This is a genomic window from Micromonospora sp. NPDC000316, from assembly GCF_042898885.1.
In the GTDB taxonomy this organism is placed as follows: domain Bacteria; phylum Actinomycetota; class Actinomycetes; order Mycobacteriales; family Micromonosporaceae; genus Micromonospora.
This window is the reverse complement of sequence record NZ_JBIAZG010000001.1, coordinates 740,389-760,047: the sequence shown is the minus strand read 5'-3', so window position 1 is coordinate 760,047 and position 19,659 is coordinate 740,389. Positions and strand designations below refer to the sequence as shown.

Here is a 19,659-nt window from a genome sequence, read left to right as displayed (position 1 = left end):
GGAGAAGCCGTAGAGATCTTGGAAGGAGAGTGCCCCTCCGGGGGCGCTTTCCTTCCAAGATCTCTCGCTTAAGCCGTTAGTCGATCAGGCCTTCGGCGCGGGCCCAGCGCAGCAACTCCGCCTCGGCGGCGTCGCGGTCCAGCGGGCCGTGCTCCAGGCGCTGTTCCTTGAGGTGCTTCCAGGCTCGACCCACCACAGGTCCCGGCGGTACACCGAGCAACTCCATGATCGCGTTGCCGTCCAGGTCGGGGCGGACCCGGGCCAGGTCCTCCTCGGCCGCGATCCGGCCGATCCGATCCTCCAGCGCGTCATAGTCGGCGGCCAACTGGGCGGCCTTACGGCGGTTGCGTGTGGTGCAGTCCGAGCGGGTCAGCTTGTGCAGCCGAGGCAGCAGGTCACCGGCGTCGGCCACATAGCGGCGCACCGCCGAGTCGGTCCACTCGCCCCGCCCGTACCCGTAGAACCGCAGGTGCAGCGCGACAAGCGCGGTCACCTTCGCGGTGACCTCCTTGGGATAGCGCATGGCCTTCATCCGGGCCTTGGTCAGCCGGGCGCCGACCACCTCGTGGTGGTGGAAGCTGACCCGGCCATCGGGGGCGGCGGCCTTCGTCGCCGGCTTGCCGACGTCGTGCATGAGGGCGGCCATCCGCAGGATGAAGTCGCAGCCCTCCTCCTCGAAGGAGATCGCGTTCTCGACGACCGTCAGCGTGTGCTCGTAGACGTCCTTGTGCTGGGCGTGCTCGTCGATCTCCAGCTTCAGACCGGTCAGCTCCGGCAGGAACCGCTCGGCCAGCCCGGTGTCGACAAGCAGCCGTAGCCCGGTGATCGGATCGGCGCCGCAGAGCAGCTTTGTGAACTCGTCGCGGATCCGCTCGGCGGTGATCCGGTCCAGGTCGGCGGCCATCTCGCTCATCGCCACGTACACGTCCGGGTGCACGGCGAAGCCCAGTTGGGCGGCGAACCGTGCGGCCCGCAGCATCCGCAACGGATCGTCGCCGAACGACTCACGCGGGGTGCTGGGGGTACGGATCACCTTGGCCGAGATGTCGGCCAGCCCTCCGTGCGGGTCGGTGAACCGGTGCTCCGGCAGGCTGACCGCCATCGCGTTGATGGTGAAGTCACGCCGCTTCAGGTCCTCGTCGAGACTGGTGCCATAGGCCACGACCGGGTTGCGGCTGACCTGGTCGTACGACTCGGCGCGGAAAGTGGTGATCTCCAACCGGAGGCCGTCGCGCTGAGCGCCGATGGTGCCGAACTCCCGGCCGGTCTCCCAGATCGACTCGGCCCAGCCCTTGATGATCCGCAACGTCTCGTCGGGATGCGCGTCGGTGCAGAAGTCGAGGTCGTCGCCGAGCCGACCGAGCAGCGCGTCCCGCACCGAACCGCCCACCAGGTGCAACTCGTGACCGGCGCGCACGAACCGGCGGCCCAACTCGTCGGCGACCGGGGAGACCCGGAGTAGTTCGGCGACGGCGTTGCGCTGCGCGGCGGTGAGTTCGCGGCGGTCGGCGGCGTGGGGAGCGGAAGCTTCGGACATGGGATCCCCAGCCTATCGGGCCGGGGTGTGATCCGATCCGCCGGGCGCGGCCAACGGGTAGGGGTTGACTAAGGTCTGTGGAGTGCGGGTCGGTGCCGGCTCGACGTACCCCCTGGGAGGCTGGAGATGAGCGGCGGGCTCTACCGCAGCGCCAACGCCGCGCGCGACGGCGGGCCCGGAGCTGGCGGCCGCCCGGGAGACGGCGCCACATTCATCTCCGCCGAGCCGCTGAACCAGCCTGCGGTGGAGGCCACGGCCCCCCCGCCGGAGGTAGTCGCCGAAACCAGCGCCGCCGCGAACAGCGCGGTCATGGCGATCGGCAGCCTGGTAAGCCGGGGCACCGGCTTCATCCGGAACCTGATGATCGGTGCCGCCCTCGGCAACCTGATCGGCAACGCCTACACGACCGCCCAGTTCCTCCCCAACCAGGTGTACGAGTTCCTGCTCGGCGGGGTGCTGACAAGTGTGTTGATCCCGGTGCTGGTTCGTCGACGCAAGAGCGACGCCGACCGGGGTGAGGCGTACGCCCAACGGCTGCTCAGTCTCGCGGTGCTGGCGCTGGCCGCTGCGGCCCTGCTCGCTATGGCGTCAGCGCCTGTGCTGACCGCGATCTACGCCAGCGGCAAGGACAGCAACTACACCGACCTGGTCACACACCTGTCGTGGCTGATGCTGCCGATGCTGTTCTTCACGGGCGTCAGCGCGTTGATCGCCGCGGTGCTGAACACCCGGGGGCACTTCGCGGCGCCGATGTGGGCCCCCATCCTCAACAACCTGGTGGTGATCGGCACCTTCGGCCTCTACATCGTGGCCTTCGGGGCGAAGGGGTTGCAGCCCTCCGAGATGGGCGTCGGGCGGACGCTGCTGGTTGGTGGCGGCACCCTGCTCGGCGTGGCGGTACAGACCGCCGGGCTGCTGCCGGCGCTGCGCAAGGTCGGCTTCCGCTGGAAGTGGCGGTTCGACTTCCGTGAGTTGGGGCTGCGCGAGCTGGCCAAGCTCGGTGCCTGGATGTTCTGCTACGTGGCCGTCAACCAGCTCGGTCTCTTCGTGGTGGTAAACCTCCTCACCCGGGCCGCCGGCACGGACCAGGCCGGCATCCTCATCTACAACAATGTCTTCCTGCTGCTGATGATGGCGCACGGCATCATCGCCGTCTCGATCATCACCGCACTGATGCCCCGGATGGCCGCCGCTGCGGCCGACGGGCGCTTCCACGACGTCACCGCTGATCTTTCCCGGGGCGTCCGGATGGTGACAGCGGTGCTCGCGCCGATCGCGGTCTGTTACGCCGTGCTGTCCACCCCGATCTCGGTGGTGGTCTTCAGGTACGGAGCGTTCAGCGCCGAGAACGCGACGGCCACGTCCACAGTCCTACTGGCCGCCGCGCTCGCCCTGGTGCCGTTCGCGATCAGCCAGCTCTTCACCTTTGCCTTCTACGCGCTGCCGGACACCCGCACCCCCGCCCTGATCAACATCCCGGTGGTGGCGCTGCGAGTCGGAGTGCAGATCGTGCTCTTCGCCGCGTTCGCGGCACAGTTCGCGGCGGCCGGAATGATGATCGGTAACGCGGTCTCCTACCTGGCTGCGGCGATCGGCTCCGCCTGGCTGCTCCGGCCCCGGGTCGGCCGGATCGGGATGGGTGCCATCATGCGCACGATCGGCCGGGTCGTGGTCGCCGCTCTCGGCGCGGCGCTGGTCGGCTGGCTGGTGATCGCACTGCTGCCCGGCAACGACACGCCGAGCTGGACCGAGGCAGCGATCCAGCTCGTGGTGGGCGGCGCGGTGATCGGCGGGACCTACCTCGGGCTGGCCATGCTGCTGCGGATCGGGGAGATCACCGAGGTGGTCGGCATGGTTCGGCGCAAGCTCGGTCGCTGACCGTCACCTCGGAGGGGCGCACCCGCACGGACCGTGACTGCGGATCACCAGCCTGGGGACGCACCTGTGGATAACTCCGCGATTCGCCGGCCAGCAACCAGATCAGCCTGTGGATAACCAACCGTACGGCTGAGCCTGGCCGTCCGATCGGGGGGAACGCGCTCCCCCGGGCGGAAGCGCCAACCGCGCCTGGCCCCGGCGTCGATCACTTGTGGTGAAGCCGTAGATTGGTTAGTACATGTGCCAGCAACGTGGCTGACAACGGTCGTAACCGGACTACTTCCCGGGCTCCCGGGTTTCCGCCGGGTACGGCGGGAAGATGACATGTCGGAGAGACGGGCAACCCGGGTAAGGTCGCTCTCGACGGGTGCGGCGGCGCCGACGCTGGGCGTCGACACCGGTCGGCCGGTTCCTTCGACGGCAGAGCGGGAAGCCACATGCCCAGCAGTGCGGGTCCATCGATCGACACGATCACCGAGGGAGGACGGGTGACCCAGGTCGGCGAAGGTCAGGAGGCGGACGAGAGCGCTCCGCCAGTCATGACCTTCGGTGCTCCCACGGCCGGTGAGATCCTCGCCGAGCGGTACGAACTGGTCGAGCACATCAACAACGACAGCGCGGGTCGGCTGGTCTGGCGCGGGGTCGACGTCATCCTGCGCCGTCCCGTCGCGGTTGTGCTCCGCTACCCGGGTGGCGACTCCGCCACCGAAATGCTTCAGGCCGCCGTCGCGGCCAGCCGGGTCATCCACCCCAACCTCGTCGGCGTGTACGACGCCATCGACGAGGCCGACCGGGCGTACGTGGTCCGTGAGTGGGTGGACGGGCAGTCGCTGCGTGACCTCGCGGCCGAGGGCCCGCTGGACCCGGCCCGGGCCACCGCGATCGGCAACGCCGTCGCCAGCGCGCTCGCCGCCGTGCACGCCACCGGGATGGTGCACGGAAACGTGCACCCCGGCACCGTCATGATCAGTGACGAGGGTCGGGTGGTCCTGGCCGATGCGCGCACCGACGGCGCCGACAGCCAGGAGAACGACATCCGGGCGGTCGGCGGCGTCCTCTACTTCGCGCTGACCGGTCACTGGCCGCACACCGAGGCACCGCTGCACGGCGCCACCGCCGGCCACGGCCGGGCCGCCATCTCCGACGCCGTTCGGGACGCCGCCGGCACGATTGCGGCCCCCCGCCAGGTCCGGGCCGGCGTGCCCGCGTACCTGGACGACTTGACCATGGATCTGCTGGACGCCGAGATCGCTCCGCCCTCGTCCGATGTGCTCGCCGCCGAGTTGGCTCGGCTGGACGTGCCGACCGAGGAGGAGCACTACCTCGACACCAGCGGGCCGCTGCGGTTCACGGCCGAGACCGGGGAGGAGCCCTCCCCGCTGGCCGCCGCGGGTGGTCGCAAGGTCGCCATTGGCATCGCCGGCCTGCTGGCGGTCGCCCTTGTGGGTCTGCTCATCGGCATCAGCGCGCTCCGTGGCAACGACGAGGACCCGCAGGACAGCGCCGGTGCCGCGCCGACCGCCAGCGCGCCGGCCGGTGACGCCACCCCGGCCGCCGCCACGGTCCGCAACCTCGGCGTCCAGGGCATCCGGATCGTCGACCCGGACAGCAGCAAGCGGGACGAACTCGGCGGCGCCGACAAAATCATCGATGGCGACAACGACAAGGGTTGGGAGACCGACCGCTACCCGAACGCCACCTACGGCAACCTCAAGTCCGGCATGGGGGTCTGGCTGGACCTGGGCTCGCCGCACACGGTGAAGTCGGTGCAGGCCGTGCTCTCCGGTCGGGGTGCCACCGCGCAACTGCTCGCCGGCACCGCGACCTTCCCGTCGACCTCCAACGGCGACAAGCAGATGGTGGCGAACTACAAGACCGAGATCGGTGTGTTGAAGGAGCACGACGGCACCACGATGACCTTCAACGGTTTCAACGCCGACGAGAAGTACCGCTACCTGCTGCTCTGGTTCACCGAGTTGCCGCCCAGCGGCGACGAGGACGGCTTCCGGCTCGGAGTGCAGGAGATTACGGTCCAGGGTTCGTGAGCCGGGCAGCACGATCCCGGCGCCACCTCCGCCGGACGTGGTGATGGACGGGCGCGATGCGGCAACGGACCTTGAGCTGCTGCGCGCCCACGTCGCCGGCGACCGGGACGCCTTCGCCGAGTTGTTCCACAGGCACCGCGACCGGCTCTGGGCGGTGGCTCTGCGGACGCTCGGTGACCGCGAGGAGGCCGCCGACGCACTTCAGGACGCCCTGCTGTCGGCGCACCGGGCGGCCGGCCGGTTCCGGGGCGACTCCGCCGTCACGACCTGGCTGCACCGGATCGTCGTGAACGCGTGCCTGGACCGGGTCCGCCGCCGACAGGCGCACCCCACCGTTCCGCTGCCCGACGGCAACCGGTCCACGGACGGGTCGGGCACCGGTGGCATCGAGCCAGCGGCACCGGCGCACGACCACGACACCGCCCTGGTCGTCCGTGCCGCGCTCGCCGAGCTGCCCATCGAGCAACGGGCCGCCCTGGTGCTTGTGGATCTGCAGGGCTACCCGGTCGCCGAGGTGGCCCGCATCCTCGGTGTCGCCGAAGGGACGGTCAAGAGCCGGTGCGCCAGGGGTCGGGCCCGCTTGGCGGTGCTGCTCGGCCATCTCCGTCCGACGGCGTCGGCGGCCCGTCCGGATTCTGCCGACCCGGAACCGACCGGCGCGAACGCGGACGTGCCCGGCGTCACGGCGGGGAACCCGCGCACGGCCGAGGGCGTCGGATCGGGGTCGGGCCGCTACCGGCGGGACCCCAACCAGGAGGACACGTGACGACCGAGGAGTTCAGAGAGGTCGACACCGACCTGCTCGCCGACTACCTCGGCGGGGCGTTGGACGGCACGCCGCAGCAGGCGGAGATCGCCCGACTGGTGGAGGCCAACCCGGCCTGGGCGCAGGCGTACTCGCTGCTGGCCCCAGCGATCACGCAGGTCCACGCCGACCTGGCCCGGTGGGCCGAGCCTGCCCCGGAGCTGCCGCCCTCCGTCGCCGATCGACTCGCCGCCGCGCTGGCCGCGGCGGGTCCCCTGCCGAACGACGACCCCACAAGCGGAGAGCCGTCCGACGCCGCGACGCCGGTGATCCTGCCGACGCAGGGCGGCGGCGGTCGCCGACCCGCCGGGTCCTCCCCGGGCGAGGCGGGGCGTGGCATACCCGCCGGGCCGGGGCGCCGACAGCGCCGACAGCGGCGTTGGGCCCGGGGTGCCGCCCCGGTGGCCGCCGCGGCGGTGGCCGTCGTCGCGGTCGGCCTGGGTCTCACCCAACTGTCGAGGAACGCCTCGGACACCGCTGGCAGCGCCATGGACCGCCCGGCCAGCGCGCCCGAAGACACAGCGGCACGCACCACCGGGCCGGCGCTGCACAGCGGCACCGACTACACCCCGCAGACCCTCGCTCATGCCACCGGCGGTTCCGCGACGAACCAGCCCTTCAAGCAGCCCACCGGCGGTCCGGACGGGCAGCCCGGGGTGGACGCCGAGGGCCGCCGACCCGCCGCGAACGGGTCCGACCAGTTGGCCCGGCTCACCGACGAGGCCGCGCTGAGGGCCTGCCTGGCGGACGTGGCGGCCGAGCACGGATCAGCTCCGCTTGTGGTCGAAGTCCTCGACTACGCGCGGTTCCAGGGCGAGCAGGCGCTTGTCCTCCGGTTCGCCGACGCGACAGGTGCCCGCTGGGCCTGGGTCAGCGGCCCCGAGTGCGGCGTCCCCGGGTCCGGCTCGGACAGCCGGTATTCGGCGCGGGTAGGGTGAATCCGCCGTCGTCGGTGCGATAACCGTCCACGTGACCTGACCCACCGGATGCCCGACCCGGGAATCCCCGCTTCGTACGATGACGTTCTGGAAGTCAGCTGCCGGCACCCACCAGGCGTCGGCACTCGGATTCGCATCGGTGCGTGCGCCGACGCCGAACACACACACTCGGGAGACGGCAGTGGACGAGGTCCGCAACCTGATCATCATCGGCTCCGGCCCGGCCGGTTACACGGCGGCGGTCTACGCGGCACGCGCCAACCTGAAGCCGCTGATCATCGAGGGCGTGCAGTCCGGCGGCGCACTGATGACCACCACCGAGGTGGAGAACTTCCCCGGGTTCGCCGACGGCATCCTCGGCCCCGAGCTGATGGACAACATGCGCAAGCAGGCCGAGCGGTTCGGTGCCGAGTTCCTCACCGACGACGTGACCCGGGTCGAGCTGGCGGACACCGGCGACGCCGGCGCCGGCGCGGTGAGCACCGTGTGGGTCGGCGAGACCGCCTACCAGGCCCGCTCCGTCATCCTCTCCACCGGTTCGGCCTGGCGCCCGCTGGGCGTGCCGGGCGAGCAGGAATACCTCGGCCACGGCGTCTCCTCGTGCGCCACGTGTGACGGCTTCTTCTTCCGCAACCAGAACATCGTGGTCGTCGGCGGCGGCGACTCGGCGATGGAGGAGGCCAGCTTCCTCACCCGCTTCGCGGATTCGGTCACCATCATCCACAGGCGCGACTCGTTCCGCGCCAGCAAGATCATGGCCGACCGGGCACTGGGCAACGAGAAGATCAAGGTCGAGTGGAACAGCACCGTCGAGGAGATCCTGGGCGCCGACGGCAAGGTCACCGGTGTACGCGTCCGCAACGTGCACACCGGCGAGACCAAGGTCCTGGACGTCACAGGCGTCTTCGTGGCCATCGGCCACGACCCGCGCAGTGAGCTCTTCCGCGGTCAGGTCGAGATGGACGACGAGGGCTACATCAAGGTACAGGCCCCCAGCACCCGGACGAACGTGCCAGGCGTCTTCGCCGCCGGTGACGTGGTCGACCACACCTACCGTCAGGCGATCACCGCGGCCGGCACCGGCTGTGCCGCAGCGCTCGACGCCGAGCGCTTCATCGCGACGCTCAGCTGAAACTGGAAACACATCCCGGAGGAGGGGCATAGTGGGAAATACCAAGGCGGTCACGGACGCGAGCTTCGTCGCTGACGTGCTGCAGGCCGACAAGCCGGTTCTGGTGGACTTCTGGGCCGAGTGGTGCGGGCCGTGCCGCAAGGTGTCGCCGCTGCTCGAGGAGATCGCCGGTGAGATGGGTGACCAGATCACCATCGTCAAGCTCAACATCGACGAGAACCCCGAGACCGCCCGCGCCTACCGCGTGATGTCGGTGCCGACCCTTACCGTCTTCAAGAACGGCCAGCCCGTGCAGTCGATCGCTGGCGCCAAGCCGAAGGGTGAGCTGGTCCGGCTCATCGAGTCGGCCCTCTGACCAGCAGTTACGTCACCGAACCCCGTACCCGCTCGTCGGGTGCGGGGTTCGCTGTCTTCGCGGCCCCCGCACCGCGCGTTTTTCGCGCCCGAGCCACCTGGCCGCCCCGGAACGCATAACCTCAAGCCGGGGCCGCCCGGCCAGCAAGCTTCGTGCAGAGGGGGTCGTGCGTGCGTCCGATCCGACCCGGTGACCGGGGACCCGCGGTCACGGAGATCCGTGCCATTCTCAACGGCATCGACCTGCTCGCCGCCGGTCCGCAGACCGACGAGTTCGACCTCGACACCGAGCGTGCCGTCCGCGCGTTCCAGCAGTCCCGTGGGCTCAGCGTGGACGGCCGGGTCGGCACGGAGACCTGGGGCGCCCTGGAGGCCGCCCGTTGGCGGCTCGGCGCCCGCACCCTCTACCACGCGGTGCCCGAGCCGCTCACCGGCGAGGATGTCCGGTCGCTGCAGGAGCGACTGTTGGAGATGGGGTACGACGTCGGCCGCGCCGACGCCATCTACGGCATTCGGACGTCCCGCGCGGTGGCGCAGTTCCAGCGCGAGGTCGGGCTCACCCCCGACGGCTCCTGCGGGCCACACACGATGAACGCTCTACGCCGCATCGGTCGCAAGGTCGTCGGCGGCCGCCCGCAGTGGCTCCGCGAGTCCGACGCGATCCGCCAGTCCGGGCCGGCACTTGTCGGCAAGACGGTTGTCATCGACCCGGGGCACGGTGGCACCGATCCGGGCATGGTCGTGCCGGACGGTCCGCTGCGCTGGACGGAGGCGGACCTCGTGCACGACCTCGCCAGCCGACTGGAGGGGCGACTCGCCGCGTCCGGAGTGCGGGTGCAACTCACCCGGGGTCCCGCGCCCGACAAGTGTTTGCCCGACACCGACCGGGCGATGCTCGCCAACTCGCTCGGCGCCGACGTGTTCGTGTCGCTGCATCTGGACGGGCACGCCAACCCGGAGGCGGAGGGCGTGGCGACCTACCACTACGGCACCGACAACGGGGTCACCTCGTCGACCGGGGAGCGGCTGGCCGGGCTGGTGCAGCGGGAGATCGTCGCCCGCACCGGGCTGCGGGACTGCCGCACGCACGCCAAGACGTGGGACCTGCTGCGGCTGACCCGGATGCCGGCGGTCCGGGTGGAGGTCGGCTACCTCACCTCACCGACCGACCGCGCCCAGTTGGTCGACCCCCGGTTCCGCGACCGGGTGGTGGAGGCGATCGTGGCCGCGGTGCAGCGCATGTACTTCCCTATCGAACGGGACGTGCCGACCGGCTCGATCGACGTCAGCGAACTGCGGGCGGTGGTCACCGCGGGCACGGTGGTCGACTGAGACCCGTGGTCGAGGGCCGCTTCCGGAGCGGCGGTCAGCCGCCTGTGGACCGGGTCGCCGGGGCCGGTCGGACCGGCCGGAGCAGGGTTTCGGGGCTCATCGAGCCGAGCAGCTTCTCCAGCGCGTACTCGACGTCGGATTTCCAGCTCAGCGCGGTGCGCAACTCAAGGCGCAGCCGGGGAAACCGGGGATGCGGACGTACGGTCTTGAAACCGACCGAGAGGAAGAAATCGGCAGGTGCCACGCAGCCCCGGGCGGGGTCGTCCGCGTCACCGAACTTGGCGTCGCCGAACGCCTCGATCGCCTTGATCCCCCGCTTGGTGAGATCCCGTGCGACGCCCTGCACCAACATCCGGCCCAACCCGCCACCGGCGAACGAGGCGACCACGTTGGCGGTCATCAGCAGTGCCGCGTCGGCGGAGACCGGAGAGGTCGGGAAGGCCATCGAGCGGGGCACGTAGGCGGGCGGGGCGTACATCACGAAGCCCGCAGGCATGCCGTCGACGTACGCGAGCTTGCCGCAGGAACCCCACTCCAGCAGCGTCTGGGAAACCCACGCCTCTTTTTCGAGACCCGGGTCACCGGCGGCGCCTGCGCGGTCGGCGGAGACCGGGTCCAACTCCCAGTAGACGCACTGCCGGCAGGGACGAGGAAGATCTTCCAGCGTGTCGAGGGTCAGGCTGACCAGACGTCGCGACATATGGCGCATCCCCACAAGTAGGCTCGGTGGTGAGACCGGCATGGAACGACAGCGCCGCCTTCCTGCCCCCGACGAGCGATCGTACGCCGCTGATCGCTGGTACGGGAGGGGACGCGCAGATGCCCACCGCACCGGGGGACACCACCCCAGGGTCCGCGATGTGGTCGGTCCGTCACGGCAGGCCGACACGCAGGCCCAGGCGGGCTACGATCGACAATTGGTGCCTCCCGACCCCATGGTCACGAGCGGTCGGGGTACCCGGGGCGGGAGCCACCCGAGCAGCGATCGAGGTGAGGTCATGACCGGCACGACACTCGACGACTACACCGACCGGTACGCCCGGCGGGTGCGCGGCATGACCGCCTCGGAGATCCGAGCACTCTTCGCAGTGGCCAGCCGACCCGAGGTCGTCTCGCTCGCCGGTGGGGCTCCCTACATCGCCGCTCTGCCGCTCGACGCCGTCGGCGAGATGCTGGGCCGGCTCGGCTCCGAGCACGGCGTGACCACCCTCCAGTACGGCATCGGCCAGGGCACCCTGGAGCTGCGCGAGCGGATCTGCGAGGTGATGTCCCTCTCCGGGATCGACGCCGCGTGCGGTGCCTCACCCGAGGACGTGGTGGTCACCGTGGGCGGGCAGCAGGCTCTCGACCTGGTGGCCCGGCTCTTCCTCGACCCCGGTGACGTGGTGCTCGCCGAGGGCCCGACGTACGTCGGCGCGCTCGGGGTCTTCCAGGCCGCGCAGGCCCAGGTGGCACACGTGCCGATGGACGACGAAGGGCTGATCCCCGAAGCACTGGAGACCGCCATCGCCGACCTGGCCCGCGCCGGCCGGCGGGTGAAGTTCCTCTACACCATCCCCACCTACCAGAACCCGACAGGCGTGACGCTCAGCGAGGAGCGCCGGGAACGCGTACTCGACATCTGCGAGCGCGCCGGCCTGCTCGTCGTCGAGGACGACCCGTACGGCCAGCTGGGTTTCGAGGGTGAGGCGCCCGCGCCGCTGCGGGCTCGCCGCCGCGACGGGGTCTTTTACCTCAGCACGTTCTCCAAGACCTTCGCCCCCGGGCTGCGGGTCGGTTGGATCCTGGCGCCGCACGCGGTCCGCGACAAGCTGGTCATCGCCAGCGAGGCGCAGATCCTCTGCCCCAGCGGCTACGCCCAGGCCGCCGTGACGGCCTACCTGAGCACCATGCCGTGGCGGGAGCAGCTGAAGGTCTACCGCGAGGTCTACCGGGAGCGCCGGGACGCGATGCTGGAGGCGTTGTCTGACCTGATGCCCGAGGGCACCAGCTGGACGACGCCGGCCGGCGGCCTCTTCGTCTGGGCCAGCCTGCCGGACGGGCTCGACTCGAAGGCCATGATGCCGCGCGCTATCGCCGCGCGGGTCGCCTACGTGCCCGGCACCGGCTTCTACGCCAACGGCACGGGCACCGACGCCATGCGGCTCAACTTCAGCTTCCCGCCGCCGGAGCGGATCCGCGAGGGCGTCCGCCGGCTCGCCGGCGTCATGGAGCAGGAGCTGGCGATGCGCCGCGTCTTCGGTGCCGTCGGTGGCGCCACAGGTCGCCGCAGCCAGCCCGGCTCCGACGTGCCGGGTCCCGACTTGGCATGATGCCGCAATGGGTACGACCGCTGTCGAGCACCTTGCCGTGACCAACTCCGCCGTCGCGGCCGATCTGCGGGTGCTCGTACTCGCGGGCGGCCTCTCCTACGAACGTGACGTTTCGCTGCGCTCCGGCCGCCGGGTGATCGACGCGCTGCGTGCCGTCGGGGTTGAAGCCGAGATGCGGGACGCCGACGTGGCACTCCTGCCCGCCCTCGCCGCCGACCCGCCGGACGCGGTAGTGATCGCGCTGCACGGCGCCACCGGCGAGGACGGCTCCCTGCGGGGTGTGCTCGACCTGTGTGGCATCCCGTACGTCGGTTGCGACGCCCGTGCCTCGCGGCTCGCCTGGGACAAGCCCTCCGCCAAGACGGTGCTCCGCGAGGCCGGCATCCCCACCCCGGACTGGGTGGCCCTGCCGCACGACCGCTTCTCCGAGTTGGGCGCTGTGGCCGTACTCGACCGGATCGTCGACCGGCTGGGCCTGCCCCTGATGGTCAAGCCGGCGCAGGGCGGCTCGGGCCTGGGCGCTGCGGTGGTCCGGGACGCCGCGTCACTTCCGGCCGCGATGGTCGGCTGCTTCGCGTACCACTCGACGGCGCTCGTGGAGCGGTACGTGGCCGGCAAGGACGTCGCGGTTTCCGTTGTCGATCTGGGTGACGGGCCGCAGGCGCTGCCGCCTGTCGAGATCGTGCCGCGCAACGGCGTCTACGACTATGCCGCCCGCTACACCGCCGGTCGGACCACCTGGCATGCTCCGGCCCGGTTGGAGCCGGAGGTGGCCGCCACCGTGGCCGACGTGGCTCTCGCCGCGCACACCGCGCTCGGCCTGCGGGACCTGTCCCGGGTCGACGTGATCGTGGACGCCGCCGGTCAGCCGCACGTGCTGGAGGTCAACGTCTCGCCCGGCATGACGGAGACGTCGTTGCTGCCGCTCGCCGTCCAGGCCGCCGGTCTGGATTTCGGTCGACTCCTCGGCTCCCTGGTCACCCGCACCGCAGCCCAGCGCGCGTCCTGATCCTGCTTTCCCGTCCGCTTCGCGGCCGGCGTGACCCCTGTCGACCGCGAAGCGGTGGCATGCTGCAGCTGCCACCGCCGGGCCGCCGGGCCGCCGGGCCGCCGGGCCGCCGGGCCGCCGGGCCGCCGGGCCGCCGGGCCGCCGGGCCGACGGGCCGACGGGCCGACGGGCCGACGGGCCGACGGGCCGACGGGCCGACGATCAGTGGACGGGTCGCACTCCGGGTGGGGTCACTGCGGGGTTACCCGCGTTGGGAGCGGGCGAGTCTGGGTTGCCCGCGTTGGGAGCGGGTGAGTCGGTGGTGTCGTCCAGCGGGCCAGGTGTGGTCGCGGCGGCAGGTTCAGTCGCCGGGTCGGCGTCGGATGCTGAGTCGGCGTCTGGCTCCCCAGCCGAGTCAGCGGCGGTGACGGAGGACGCGACCATCGGGTCGGAGTCGGTCGCTGCGGGCCCGCTGACATCCCCGTCGCCATCGGTGCGGTCGTTGTCGTCCTCGGCCGCGGGCTCCGGGATTTCCTCGGCCGCCTCGATGACCGAGGCGGCCTCCTCCCGTGCGGCAGCGGCGTGGGCGGCCTCGGACTGGGCCAGCAGGCTCGACGGCGCCTGCCACTGAATGCGGGGCGGCTCGGCCAGCGGCCGGCCACCGAACTCAGCGAGCCAGGCGGCGACGAGTGCCAGATTCTCCCGCCACTGCTCCTCGGAGATCGGCGGCAGGATCGAATCCCACAGCGACAGGAAGGTGCCCCGCAACTGCAGCCGGCCGTACGGCCGGGCCAGGAACCACATGTGCAGGTGCGCGGAGCCGTCGCCCCACCTGTTGACGTGCACCCGCGCCACGCCATCCAGCGACCGGATGGCGCGCTCCAGGCGGACAGTCATCACCCCGAGCTCGGCGGCGAGCAGGTTCGGCAGGTCACCCAGATCGAGGTGGGTCCGCGATTCCAGGATGAGCACCATGGGCAGGCCGGTGGGCCGATCCATGGCACGCACCCGCCACCGCTCTCCCACCCAGATGTAGGCGTCGTCGGGGGCGTTGCAGGCGGTGCATTCCCGGAGGCCCTCGCCCTTGCGTGGCGGTTCGACCGGGACCGGGTCGTCGAGCTGCTTCACGCGGAGATCACCCTCGAAGGGAAACGAGGGCCATTGGGTGAAGTCCGGGACTGAGGGAGGGGTGTCGTGCACGACGCTGACCCTAACCGAGTCTGTCGCCGCTGTCCCTAGCTGTTCCATCGGTCCGGACCACCCAGATCAGTGCTCCTCGTCGATTGATACTCCCGTCGCCACCTCTCGCCGAGGCGATATCCACAGGCTGCCGAGATCACCAACACAGGCCGTCATCCACAGGCTCGCACCCGTTCCCACGCGGGGTTTCACGTGAAACGGGGGGTGCCTGTGGACAAAGGGTGTGGATAACTTTTCGGCCCTTCGGTCGTTGCGGTGAACCGCTCTCGGGCGGTTCGGCGACCGCTCGGTCGGGGGTGTGTTGCGGGTCGCGCCGAACGCCGAGATCGGGGCGCGACGACGGCCCCTGCACGAGGCAGGGCGGGACGAGTGGCCGCTCGAGTGGAACCCGGCGAAGATCGCGCCGGGCGCGGCGGGGCGCTGCTCGACGCCCCTCAGTCCACAGCCCTCACGGCACTGCCGCTCCGCTTCCCAGAACTCCTCCGCGCTGCCCTCCAACTTCTCCACAGCCTCGGCGGCGCTGCCTTCCGACTTTGCGGGTGCTCCCGGCCTCTGCCGCCGGAGTCGGCGGGCCCTCTGACACACGGGGCCGCGAGGATCGGTCGCCTGTGCATGAGGCCACCATGGTCGGCCGCCGCTCGACCTGCCATCGCCGGCGCGCATTCGCTGTTCCACGACCGCTGCGGCATCTGGACGAGCGGCGTCGCGGGCGGCCGACCTTGTTCTCACCGCTGCGTTGCGATTCTCGGCTCAGGATTGGCCGCCTCGGTCAGTGCTCCAGAGCTGGATTGAGGGCTGGCGGGTGGAGGGGTGGTTTCACGTGAAACGGAGGCCGCGAGCGCTCCGGTTGCAAGCCGAGCCTCGGGGGGACGCGGGAGGGACCTCCTGCGCCCTCTCAGCGGTCCGCTGCCGGCTTCGACGTCGTACCCGGCCCCTCGGTAGGGATCCGCCACGGACGAGCGCCCTCGCGGCCCGTGGAGGTCAACTTCCCTCTCCCTGGCCGCACCGCGTCATGCGCTCGTGGATTGTCGGCCTGCCGCCCACCCGCGCCGAGGTTCGACTCGTCGCTCCGGCGACCCGGCGCCCGCATCCTGTAGTCCTCAGTCGGCGAGCCGTGGCGACACCCGAGGGCCGCCGGGCCTGCCAGTGGCGCTCCGGGGGTAGGTCCGCAGCCAGGGAGCCGGCCGCCTGGAGCCCGGCCCGAGCGGCCTCGGACTGCCCGCCCTCACAGACCTGCGTGGGACGAGCCGAGCCCGACGTCGCTGACGGCCCGCGCAAGACCGACACGTGAAGGCCGGGCTGACATCCATGACGAGTCCGCGCGGGGCCGGGCCGGACCCAGCCGTCCGTGCAGACAGACCTGTGCGCGAAAGCCTGCTGTGCTCGATGGCCGCCCGCTCAGGCAGACCCGGGCACCCGCGCCGCCCTACCGCGCGCCCCGCCCCGCTGGCCGGGACCAACGGGGTTGGCGCGTGCTCGCCCCCTGGGCGAGATCGGCGAGGTTGGGAAGGGCGCGACCCGTTTCACGTGAAACGGGGCCGGATACAGAACGGCCGCGCTACCCGAGGGAAGCGCGGCCGCAGGTGGAGCGAGGCGATCAGGCCTCGGGATCTTCGGACTCCTCCTGCTGCACTCCGATGATTCCGACGATCCGCTCCAGGTCGTCCACCGTGGCGAACTCAATCGTGATCTTGCCCTTGCTCCGGCCGATGTCGACCTTGACCCGGGTGTCGAAGCGGTCCGACAGACGATCGGCGAGATCCGACAGCGCTGGCGCGTGCGGCTTCGGCCGCCGTTTCGCGGCCTGACCCTTCGGCGGCCCGTCGTTGAGCGTCAGCGCAACGATCTCCTCGGTCGCCCGCACCGACAGCCCTTCGGCCACGATGCGCAGCGCCAACTGCTCTTGGGCTTCCGAATCGTCGAGGCTCAGCAGGGCGCGGGCGTGGCCGGCGGAGAGGATGCCCGCGGCGACCCGGCGCTGCACCTGCGCCGGCAGGTTCAGCAGTCGGATCGTGTTGGAGATCTGCGGGCGGCTGCGACCGATCCGACGGGCCAGTTCCTCGTGAGTGGCGCCGAACTCCTCCAGCAACTGCTGGTACGCGGCTGCCTCTTCCAGAGGGTTCAGGTTGGCCCGGTGGATGTTCTCCAGCAGCGCGTCGCGGAGCATGGCGTCGTCGCGGGTGTCCCGGATGATCGCCGGGATGTTGTCCCGCCCGACCGCCTGGGCGGCACGCCAACGCCGCTCGCCCATCACCAGCTCGTACTTCTCGCCGTCGAGCTGCCGAACGACGATGGGCTGGAGGAAGCCCACCTCCTGGATCGAGGTCTTCAGCTCCTCAAGCGCTTCCTCGTCGAAGACCTGACGGGGCTGCTTCGGGTTCGGCAGGATCGCGTCGACCGGGATCTCAGCGAACCGGGCTCCGGGCACGGGACTGAGCGTGGGCTCCGGCTGATGGACCGGAGCGCTGGCGGGCGCAGCCGACACGACTGGGGTCGCCGAGCCCTCGTCGACGTCGACGTGCCCGTTCTCCGGCTCGACCGTCATGGTGCCGGCGGCACCCGGCACCGGCCCGGTCGGAATGAGCGCACCCAGGCCTCGTCCCAGACCGCCCCGAGGACGGTTCTTCATGCCACGCCTCCCAGCGACTCGTCCGCACTACGCATTCCGGCCCACCGGCTCCTTGACGCCCCGCTCGGCGATCTCCTGGGCGGCCTCGAAGTAACTCGTCGCGCCCCGCGAACCGGGATCGTAGGTCATCACCGACTGGCCATAGCTGGGCGCCTCGGAGACCCGGACGTTACGGGGGATGACCGCCTGGAGGACCTTGTCGCCGAAGTGGTTCCGGACGTCCTGCTCGACCGCATCCGCCAGCCGGGTACGGCGGTCGTACATGGTCAGCAGGATGGTGGAGACGTCGAGCTTCGGGTTGAGGTGCTGCCGTACCAGGTTGATGTTGTTGATCAGCTGGTTGAGCCCTTCCAGTGCGTAGTACTCGCACTGGATCGGAATCAACACCTCCTGCGCGGCGACCAGCGCGTTGACCGTGAGCAGGCCGAGCGAGGGCGGGCAGTCGATGAAGACGTAGTCGAACTGGCCCGGATAGGCGGCGATGGCCCGGTCGAGGCGCGACTCTCGCGCCACCACCGACACCAGCTCGATCTCCGCTCCGGCGAGGTCGATCGTGGCGGGTACGCACCAGAGGTTGGGGATGCCCTCCACGGCCTGCGCCACCTCGGCCAGCGGCACGCTGTTGATGAGGCAGTCGTAGACGTCCGGGATGCCTGTGTGGTGCGGCACGTTGAGGCCGGTAGAGGCGTTGCCCTGCGGGTCGAGATCGACCACGAGCACCCGGTTGCCGTGCAGTGCGAGTGCCACCGCCAGGTTGACAGTGGTCGTGGTCTTGCCCACGCCGCCCTTCTGGTTGGCGACGCACATGACCCGGGTCCGGTCCGGTCGAGGCATGGTCACCTCGCCACTGGGATTCAGGATCTGCACGGCGCGCATCGCCTCCATAGCCAAGGGTGGGTCCTCATCCTCTTCGCGCGTCGGGGTTTCACGTGAAACGTACGTGGGATCGGACGCGACCGGCGACTCGACCGACGCGGCTGGCACATCGGGGATTACCGGCGCGGCATCCCGAGCCACCGCAGCCGTGGGTTGGTGCGGGACTGCCGGTTCGAAGCGGACCGCCGCAGCCGTGTTCCGCCGGCCCGACGTCGGCCGCACCTCGGCGGCGTTGCCCGGCCGAGTCGGCCCCTCCGCCGCTCGACGAGCAGCCGTCGGCTCCGGCGTCTCCACCCGGTGGGGTTGACCCGCCGGCTCGTCCCGCGACACCTGCGGATCGTCTTCCGCCGCAGGAGGAGACGACCCGGGCGCGCCGGGCGACCAGCTCGGGTAGTCGGTTTCACGTGAAACAGGATCGCTGGTTGACCCGGTCACGCGTGGATCGTCGTACCTGCCGTCGTCATGCACCTGTCATCCCTGCCCGCTTCGGATGGTCGGTCCGCGCCCCGGTCAACTTGGCCGCACCCGCGCTCGCACCCCGGAGCGTACGGCCCCTCGGGAGCGGTCGGAGTCCGCGACGTCCGTCGGCCGCTCCACACTATCGACGCGCGGTCAGCCTACGGCGGACGGGCGCGGCCGGTCCACGTCGGGTTCTCATTCCCTCGTTCCATCCGTACGGGTACAACGAGGCAACCCACTGACCGGACGTCCGATGGCGCGATGGGTGTCAGCGGTGCCGTGCTCGCCCGCCACGGGAGCGCTTGCTTGCGGCGGGCCGGGGCGGGCCGACCATGCGCTCGCGAATGATCTCCACGACGGTGGTCGGCGGCTCGATCACGTCGACACCGCAGAGGTGGACGGTCGCCGAGCCGCCACCGAGCCGCGCCACGACGTCGGCGTGCTCCTCGATCTCCGCTGCGGCGGAGGATCCCTTGAGGGCCAGCAGCCGTCCACCGCGTACAGCCAGCGGCAGGCTCCAGGCCGCCAGCCGGTCCAGCGGTGCGACCGCACGGGCGGTCACCACGTCTCCGCTTATCGGTTCCCGGCCTGTCGATCCGCTTGCGGCCTCGTCGGCCCGACCCCGGAACACCCGCACCGATCTGGTCAGACCGAGTCGCTCGACGGCCTCGATCAGGAACGACGTCCGCCGGGCGAGCGGCTCGATCAGGGTGACAGTCAGGTCGGGGCGCGCGATGGCCAGGACGATGCCGGGCAGGCCGGCGCCGGAGCCGACGTCGAGCACTGTGGCGTCGGCCGGGATTCGCTCCGCCACGGCAGCGCAGTTGAGCAGGTGGCGGTCCCAGATCCGGGGCGCCTCCCTGGGGCCGATCAGACCGCGGACCACGCCGTCGGTGACAAGCAGTTCGGCGTACGCGGCGGCCAGGTCGAGTCGGTCGCCGAAGAGGGCCAGCGCCGCCGGAGCCAGTTCGGGCGGAAGTGCCGCGTCGGCGGGCGATGGACCGTCGCCATCGGGGTGGTCCGTCGAGGAGGTGTCATCGACAGACGGGGTATCGCCGTCGGCGTCGTACCTCATGGGATCAGGGGTTGCCGTCGGCCGGACAGCGGACGGCCCGGGCGGCGTACCGCCCGGGCCGGTCACGGCGTCCGCCGTGGTGTCGTCGTGGGTCACCCG

General features: G+C 70.9%; 14 protein-coding genes and 1 pseudogene. 9 read left to right on the top strand and 6 right to left on the bottom strand.

Going from position 1 to position 19,659, the window contains the following annotated elements; genetic code table 11:
- Window positions 1-76 precede the first annotated feature (76 nt).
- A complete protein-coding gene (locus tag ACFY2Q_RS03560; RefSeq protein WP_387127181.1) occupies window positions 77-1,537 on the bottom strand; it encodes a CCA tRNA nucleotidyltransferase in 1,461 nt (486 codons plus the stop codon).
- 126 nt (window positions 1,538-1,663) lie between these two features.
- On the opposite strand from ACFY2Q_RS03560, the gene murJ reads away from it, so the two are divergent.
- The 7 genes from murJ to ACFY2Q_RS03525 all read left to right on the top strand — a co-directional run bounded on the left by murJ (window position 1,664) and on the right by ACFY2Q_RS03525 (window position 10,021).
- Complete coding sequence (gene murJ / locus ACFY2Q_RS03555) at window positions 1,664-3,415, top strand: murein biosynthesis integral membrane protein MurJ (RefSeq protein WP_387127179.1); 1,752 nt, start codon at window positions 1,664-1,666, stop codon at window positions 3,413-3,415.
- 437 nt (window positions 3,416-3,852) lie between these two features.
- Window positions 3,853-5,460 carry a protein kinase family protein gene (locus tag ACFY2Q_RS03550; RefSeq protein WP_387127177.1) on the top strand — a complete coding sequence of 536 codons (1,608 nt, stop codon included), beginning with the start codon at window positions 3,853-3,855 and terminating at the stop codon, window positions 5,458-5,460.
- Between the two features lie 43 nt (window positions 5,461-5,503).
- On the top strand, window positions 5,504-6,226 hold the full coding sequence (gene sigM / locus ACFY2Q_RS03545) for an RNA polymerase sigma factor SigM (protein WP_387127176.1): 723 nt from the start codon (window positions 5,504-5,506) through the stop codon (window positions 6,224-6,226).
- A complete protein-coding gene (locus tag ACFY2Q_RS03540) occupies window positions 6,223-7,203 on the top strand; it encodes a hypothetical protein (RefSeq protein WP_387127174.1) in 981 nt (326 codons plus the stop codon). Before sigM ends, ACFY2Q_RS03540 begins: the two co-directional genes overlap by 4 nt.
- A gap of 181 nt (window positions 7,204-7,384) precedes the next feature.
- The gene (trxB, locus tag ACFY2Q_RS03535; RefSeq protein WP_387127172.1) at window positions 7,385-8,335 is read left to right on the top strand and encodes a thioredoxin-disulfide reductase; all 951 of its coding nucleotides are present in this window, start codon (window positions 7,385-7,387) and stop codon (window positions 8,333-8,335) included.
- 31 nt (window positions 8,336-8,366) lie between these two features.
- Window positions 8,367-8,690 (top strand): thioredoxin, encoded by a 324-nt coding sequence (gene trxA / locus ACFY2Q_RS03530; RefSeq protein ID WP_387127170.1) that lies wholly within the window; start codon window positions 8,367-8,369, stop codon window positions 8,688-8,690.
- A gap of 170 nt (window positions 8,691-8,860) precedes the next feature.
- On the top strand, window positions 8,861-10,021 hold the full coding sequence (locus ACFY2Q_RS03525; protein ID WP_387127168.1) for an N-acetylmuramoyl-L-alanine amidase: 1,161 nt from the start codon (window positions 8,861-8,863) through the stop codon (window positions 10,019-10,021).
- A 34-nt stretch (window positions 10,022-10,055) separates the two neighbouring features.
- On the opposite strand, the gene ACFY2Q_RS03520 is transcribed toward ACFY2Q_RS03525, so the two are convergent.
- Entirely contained in the window at window positions 10,056-10,721 is a 666-nt protein-coding gene (locus ACFY2Q_RS03520; RefSeq protein WP_387127166.1) for a GNAT family N-acetyltransferase, read from the bottom strand.
- A gap of 298 nt (window positions 10,722-11,019) precedes the next feature.
- Between ACFY2Q_RS03520 and ACFY2Q_RS03515 the strand changes: the two genes are divergently transcribed.
- Window positions 11,020-12,333 (top strand): PLP-dependent aminotransferase family protein, encoded by a 1,314-nt coding sequence (locus tag ACFY2Q_RS03515; RefSeq protein WP_387127163.1) that lies wholly within the window; start codon window positions 11,020-11,022, stop codon window positions 12,331-12,333.
- Window positions 12,334-12,340: 7 nt separating this feature from the next.
- Window positions 12,341-13,342, top strand: coding sequence for a D-alanine--D-alanine ligase (locus ACFY2Q_RS03510; RefSeq protein ID WP_387127161.1), 1,002 nt, complete (start codon window positions 12,341-12,343; stop codon window positions 13,340-13,342).
- 201 nt (window positions 13,343-13,543) lie between these two features.
- On the opposite strand, the gene ACFY2Q_RS03505 is transcribed toward ACFY2Q_RS03510, so the two are convergent.
- The 4 genes and pseudogenes from ACFY2Q_RS03505 to rsmG form a co-directional block, all read right to left on the bottom strand.
- On the bottom strand, window positions 13,544-14,521 hold the full coding sequence (locus ACFY2Q_RS03505) for a hypothetical protein (protein ID WP_387127159.1): 978 nt from the start codon (window positions 14,519-14,521) through the stop codon (window positions 13,544-13,546).
- Window positions 14,522-16,118: 1,597 nt separating this feature from the next.
- A pseudogene (locus tag ACFY2Q_RS03500) lies at window positions 16,119-16,961 on the bottom strand (ParB/RepB/Spo0J family partition protein); the annotation flags it as partial.
- 216 nt (window positions 16,962-17,177) lie between these two features.
- Window positions 17,178-18,494 (bottom strand): AAA family ATPase, encoded by a 1,317-nt coding sequence (locus ACFY2Q_RS03495; RefSeq protein ID WP_387127157.1) that lies wholly within the window; start codon window positions 18,492-18,494, stop codon window positions 17,178-17,180.
- Between the two features lie 259 nt (window positions 18,495-18,753).
- Complete coding sequence (rsmG, locus tag ACFY2Q_RS03490; protein ID WP_387127155.1) at window positions 18,754-19,656, bottom strand: 16S rRNA (guanine(527)-N(7))-methyltransferase RsmG; 903 nt, start codon at window positions 19,654-19,656, stop codon at window positions 18,754-18,756.
- Window positions 19,657-19,659: the final 3 nt, after the last annotated feature.

Excerpts from the sequence above, each read along its gene's own strand:
- ACFY2Q_RS03550 (WP_387127177.1), top strand. The coding sequence starts at position 3,853 with ATGCCCAGCAGTGCGGGTCCATCGATCGACACGATCACCGAGGGAGGA.
- ACFY2Q_RS03520 (WP_387127166.1), bottom strand. The coding sequence starts at position 10,721 with ATGTCGCGACGTCTGGTCAGCCTGACCCTCGACACGCTGGAAGATCTT.
- sigM (WP_387127176.1), top strand. The coding sequence starts at position 5,504 with ATGGACGGGCGCGATGCGGCAACGGACCTTGAGCTGCTGCGCGCCCAC.
- ACFY2Q_RS03515 (WP_387127163.1), top strand. The coding sequence starts at position 11,020 with ATGACCGGCACGACACTCGACGACTACACCGACCGGTACGCCCGGCGG.
- murJ (WP_387127179.1), top strand. The coding sequence starts at position 1,664 with ATGAGCGGCGGGCTCTACCGCAGCGCCAACGCCGCGCGCGACGGCGGG.
- ACFY2Q_RS03510 (WP_387127161.1), top strand. The coding sequence starts at position 12,341 with ATGGGTACGACCGCTGTCGAGCACCTTGCCGTGACCAACTCCGCCGTC.
- ACFY2Q_RS03560 (WP_387127181.1), bottom strand. The coding sequence starts at position 1,537 with ATGTCCGAAGCTTCCGCTCCCCACGCCGCCGACCGCCGCGAACTCACC.